General features: G+C 46.5%; 5 protein-coding genes. All 5 read left to right on the top strand.

The annotated features are described in order from the left end of the window. On the top strand, nucleotides 1-1164 hold a 1164-nt coding region (locus F6K53_RS35060), incomplete at its 5' end, for a tail fiber domain-containing protein (protein WP_293083889.1). Nucleotides 1165-1184: 20 nt separating this feature from the next. Further along, nucleotides 1185-1328 carry a hypothetical protein gene (locus F6K53_RS35055; protein ID WP_293083886.1) on the top strand — a complete coding sequence of 48 codons (144 nt, stop codon included), beginning with the start codon at nucleotides 1185-1187 and terminating at the stop codon, nucleotides 1326-1328. 23 nt (nucleotides 1329-1351) lie between these two features. After that, entirely contained in the window at nucleotides 1352-1570 is a 219-nt protein-coding gene (locus F6K53_RS35050; protein WP_293083884.1) for a hypothetical protein, read from the top strand. 182 nt (nucleotides 1571-1752) lie between these two features. Beyond that, on the top strand, nucleotides 1753-3627 hold the full coding sequence (locus tag F6K53_RS35045) for a phage tail sheath C-terminal domain-containing protein (protein WP_293083881.1): 1875 nt from the start codon (nucleotides 1753-1755) through the stop codon (nucleotides 3625-3627). Nucleotides 3628-3854: 227 nt separating this feature from the next. Beyond that, nucleotides 3855-5405 (top strand): phage tail sheath subtilisin-like domain-containing protein (locus F6K53_RS35040; RefSeq protein WP_293083878.1); only part of this gene is annotated, 1551 nt, incomplete at its 3' end.

Here is a 5405-nt window from a genome sequence, read left to right as displayed (position 1 = left end):
GATAATGTTCAGCAGTTGGGACTGCTTGTCGAGTCGGGGGATGTGCAAGTTGGTGGAGATCATAATAATAATAATAATATTGCTCTGAAAGTATATCAAAAAACTTATGAAACCGATATAACCTTTGACAATACAGCAAAGTCATTAATTAAATGGAAATCAAAAAACAACAATAACGATTTTGCTTACATCTTCTTCAAGGAAAACAGTAAGTATACCAAGACTCGGACTGCTAATGTTGGTGCCCAAGTGGGTACAGTAGTTCCAGAATTTATCGAAGCCAATGATCACGTCCGTTTATCAATAGGTGTTGGCAATGACGTAAGGGAAGATGGAACTATCCAGGATGCTCTAGACATCCAAGGTGGCGCATGTCTGACATTAAATGTGGGTGCATGGGATCAGGAAATAACTCAGGAAATCTCTGGTGCGGCCACTGGTGAACCTATAGGAATTAGCTTTCGTGTCAACGATGATCAGAAAATGTTCATTGATCATACTGGCGCTGTCGGTATTGGGACAACAGAAGCGCCGCAAGCAAAGCTGCAAGTAAGCGGTGGCGCGATCATGCCCGCTGCTGGGAACACACCAGACTCTGGTATATTATTTCCAAAAGATCCTGGGGGAGGCTCTGGCGATGCAGCATGGATACGATACTACGTCAGAGAGGGTGAAAAAACTACCTTTGAGATTGGAACCTCTGATAACGATGACGATCATATTGTTTTGCAGACTACTGGCGCTGTTGGCATTGGGAAAGTGCCAAACTCTGACGGTGGTGTAAAACTGGACGTGGATGGGACAATAAGAACTACAGACGCAGTGCTTACTACTAGTGATGCAACCTTAAAAGAAAATGTTAAGCCCCTAAAAAACGGGCTTAAAAATATCCTACGTTTGCGGGGAGTGAGCTACCAATGGAAAGATGATCAAAACCCTAGCCAAGAAACACAAATTGGACTGGTAGCCCAAGAGGTAGAAAAAGTATTTCCAGAACTAGTAAGCACTGATTCCCAGGGGATGAAGTCTATGAGTTATTCTAAGCTTATTGCCCCTCTGATCGAAGCTATTAAGGAGCAAAACAAGAAAATTTTGGAACTGGCAAAGCAAGTTAAACAGCAGCAAACTAAAATCACACAGTTGCAGGCTCTGAATAAGGAGTAATTACATAATTTCCAGATTAGGTGGGCGTTGCTGATGCTGAGTATTATGCCCTGCTAGATCAGATGGTGCGTTACGGGACGGATTGTCCTAAAACTGGCTACCAAGACAATAATGGCTCGCCCGTCCCTAACGCACCCTACGAACATTTACAAATGTATATATAAACGTTAGTAGCTACAAACCAACCATGAAAGAGAAATTAGAACAGCGTCTCCAATCCCTCAAAGCTGAATTTGAGGCAGGTCAAAAACTCCTGGCTGAGTATGAAACCAAGCAAATGAGTCTGCGGGAAACCTTATTGCGTATTAGCGGTGCTATTCAGGTTATTGAGGAAGAGTTGAATCAGTTCACAGAAGCGGAAAATGACGGTCAGCTAGTGGAAAGTGAGGTGGTTGTTGACAGTTGACGGGATGTATAGCAATTTTCCTGTGAAGGCAAGAGGAACCCACCCCTAACCCCTCCCAGGAGGGGAAGGCAATAGGCAATAGGGTTTTAAGGGATGCGGCCTCAAACACAACTGTACCTCATGAGTCCTAGAAACGTTATCTCAAGAGCAATTACTAACACTAAAAAAAAAGAGTATAAACAATGCCAGTAACACCAACTTATCCTGGAGTTTATGTAGAAGAAATTCCGTCGGGGGTACGGACAATAACCGGAGTAGCCACTTCGATTACAGCATTCATCGGTCGATCCTTCCGGGGACCGACCGATGAGCAAATACTAATTAATAACTACGGAGAATACGAGCGCATATTTGGCGGGTTGTGGAATGAGAGTACCATGGGTTTTGCGGTACGGGATTTCTACACTAATGGCGGGAGTCAGGCGGTAATTGTTCGACTGTTTAATCCTGGAGAACTGCAAGCTAAAACTGAGAGTGAACTTAATGAAGTGTTGTCAGCAGTAGAGCCGATTTTAGAGGCAGGTAACAAAGAGGATGGAATTGTAGCAGCTTGGGAAGAAATAGGAAATCCTGATAATGGTGACCAACCTAATATTTGGGAAATCGCAGAAGAAAAAGTGACAGAGAACGTAGCCAAACAGATGGCGATCGAGATCAATGAATTAACCAGCACAGATGACTATATAAAAAACATCGGTAAAATAGTTGCGGACTTGCAGATCAGGCAGAAGGCAAAACTATCAGTAGGAACAGAAAATGAACTGTTACTGGAAGCAGCAAACGAGGGGTCTTGGGGCAACGAATTGCGGGCTCGCGTTGACTATGATGGAATAACAGACGATAAGTTATTCAATCTATCGGTCAGGGATGGAGGGACGGGAGACGTCGAAACGTTCCAGAATGTATCTGTTGACAAAAGCGAAACGCGATACATTGAGAAAGTACTGGAAAAAGATTCACAATTAGTACGGGTAATTGGGACATTGCCTAGTGCTAGACCACAAGAATATGATAGCACATGGGATGAAATAAAAGACCAAATTGACCCAGGCTCCCAAGAAGAAGAAAAAAAGAAATTCAGAGCTGAGGGTTTGTGGTACGAACTGTGTTCAAATGGGGTGAAACCAATAGACCATGCAGGAGATGGTGACCCGCTGACAAGTACAAACTTTACTGAAGGAGAAGGGGACAAAACAGGAATTTATGCTCTGGAAAACACCGACCTGTTTAACTTGCTGTGCATCCCCCCCTACAAAGAGACGGCTGATGGACTAGATGTTGAAACAGGGGTAATTGAGGACGCTATCACCTATTGCGAAAAACGCCGGGCCATGATGATTATCGACTCTCCTAGCGGGTGGAAAAAGAAGGAAGATGCAAAATCAGGAATTGATGGAGAAGTGGGGTCTACTAGTCCCAATGCAGCCGTCTTCTTCCCGCGCCTGGTGATGCCTAACCCCCTCAAAGAAAATCAAATAGAAGTATTTGCCGCCTGTGGAGCTGTGGCAGGAATCTTCGCCCGCACGGATGCAACACGGGGTGTGTGGAAGGCCCCAGCGGGTTTGGATGCCGTCTTGCGGGGAGTGGCGGGTCTCAGCGTCCCTCTGACAGACCCGGAAAATGGAGAGTTGAACCCTAAAGGGATTAACTGCTTGCGGAATAGACCGCCAGCGGGTAAGATTATTTGGGGTTCGCGCACCCGAGTGGGAGACGACATGCTAGCTTCGGAATGGAAATACATTCCGGTACGGCGACTGGCATTGTACCTAGAAGAAACCTTGTATCGCAATACCAAGTGGGCCGTATTTGAACCGAACGACGAACCCTTGTGGTCCCAGTTAAGACTGAGTATTGGTTCTTTCATGAATAATCTATTCCGCCAAGGAGCATTTCAAGGGAGTTCCCCCAAGGACGCTTATTTTGTCAAGTGTGACAAGGAAACAACAACTCAGTATGATATCGATCGGGGTATAGTTAATATCATGATCGGGTTTGCACCCTTGAAGCCAGCAGAATTTGTGATTCTGAAATTCCAACAGATAGCAGGACAATCGTAATAAAATTGTTAATTGTTAATTGACGATAGGGCAGTTTGACCCGGTGGTGCGTTACGGGCAGCAACCTAACCCGGGCGTTGTGGAAAATTAGGGCGATCGCCCCTAACGCACCCTACAGTTGTTTGACCCGGTGGTGCGTTACGGGCAGCAACCTAACCCGGCGGTTGAAGTTTAAAATTAGTTCGTCCGCCCCTAACGCACCCTACATAACAAAAAAGGAGAGAAAAATGCCAGTAACACCAACCTATCCAGGGGTCTATGTAGAAGAAATTCCCTCAGGAGTGCGCACGATAACAGGCGTAGCCACTTCAATCACAGCGTTTATCGGTAGGGCATTACGGGGACCGACCGATGAGCCAATCCTACTTAATAACTACGGAGAATACGAGCGCATATTTGGCGGATTGTGGAATGATAGTACCATGAGTTTCGCGGTGCGGGATTTCTACAACAATGGTGGAAGTCAGGCGGTGATTGTTCGACTGCACAAGGAAGGAACAGAAGCAACCTTGAAGGCAGGTAAAGAAAGTGAAACTACAATTGATTTGGTAGCTGCAAACCCGGGAGTATGGGGAAACAAGCTCCGGGCGCGGGTTGACAGGACTTTTCCCAAAAGCATTACGGATCAGGAAACAGACACAGCAGAGCAATTATTCAATCTCTATATAAGAGACGGAGAGACAGAGGAAGTAGAAACATTCCTCAAGGTATCGGCAAAGTACGGTCACCCACGTCAGGTAGATAAGGTACTCGAAAACCAGTCAAATCTGGTGCGTTACAGTGGAAGAATTACAGCAGATATACCTATTCCAACGCCAAATAATGATCCTTTGGAGGGTGATTTGTGGAGCGACGCTAACTCAAATAAGGTAGAGACTCAAGGCGAAGATGGAAGTGCGATCACACAAGCAGAATTCATTGATAACAAGGAAACAGCCAAAAAGGGACTTTATGCCCTAGAGAATACAGACCTGTTTAACTTACTATGCATCCCACCCTACAACGATGACAATAATATAGATTCAGGCTTAATTGACGCGGCTTTGGGATATTGCCTGAAGCGCCGTGCCATGATGATTATCGACTCTCCTAGCGAGTGGATCGATAAAAATACAGCGAAACAAGGGATTGATGACTCAGAACAAGTTGGGTCAGTCAGTACCAATGGGGCGATCTTCTTCCCGCGCCTCATGATGCCCAACCCCCTCAAAGAGAATCAAATAGAAGAATTTGCCGCCTGCGGAGCCATTGCGGGAGTATTTGCCCGCACGGATGCCAGCCGGGGAGTTTGGAAAGCACCAGCGGGTTTGGAAGCCGTATTAAAAGGAGTTACAGGTCTCAGCGTGCCCCTGACTGACCCTGAAAATGGCGAGTTGAACCCTAAAGGGATTAACTGCTTGCGAGTGATGCCACCAGCGGGTCGAATCGTCTGGGGTTCCCGCACCAGGGAAGGAGACGATATGCTGGCTTCGGAATGGAAATACATCCCGGTGCGCCGACTAGCCCTGTACCTAGAAGAAACCTTGTATCGCAATACCCAATGGGCTGTATTTGAACCCAATGACGAACCCCTGTGGTCTCAACTGCGATTGAATATCGGCGCGTTTATGCAAAATCTGTTTCTGCTGCACCAAGTAGCCGATCTCCCCCGAGGTTATCTTCCCGAGCGTCGCGCTGGACTCGTCCGGCATTGCACGCCCGATGACCAACTCGGTGAGGCGTGTCAACGACCAGGTGATCGGAAAGGTCAGACGCCCAAACGCAGACAAGATGCTCAG

The organism is Moorena sp. SIO4A1, from assembly GCF_010672065.1.
Classification (GTDB): Bacteria; Cyanobacteriota; Cyanobacteriia; order Cyanobacteriales; family Coleofasciculaceae; genus Moorena.
The sequence above is the reverse complement of the archived record's forward strand: the minus strand, read 5'-3'. Positions and strand labels throughout refer to the sequence as shown.

Excerpts from the sequence above, each read along its gene's own strand:
- F6K53_RS35045 (WP_293083881.1), top strand. The coding sequence starts at position 1,753 with ATGCCAGTAACACCAACTTATCCTGGAGTTTATGTAGAAGAAATTCCG.
- F6K53_RS35050 (WP_293083884.1), top strand. The coding sequence starts at position 1,352 with ATGAAAGAGAAATTAGAACAGCGTCTCCAATCCCTCAAAGCTGAATTT.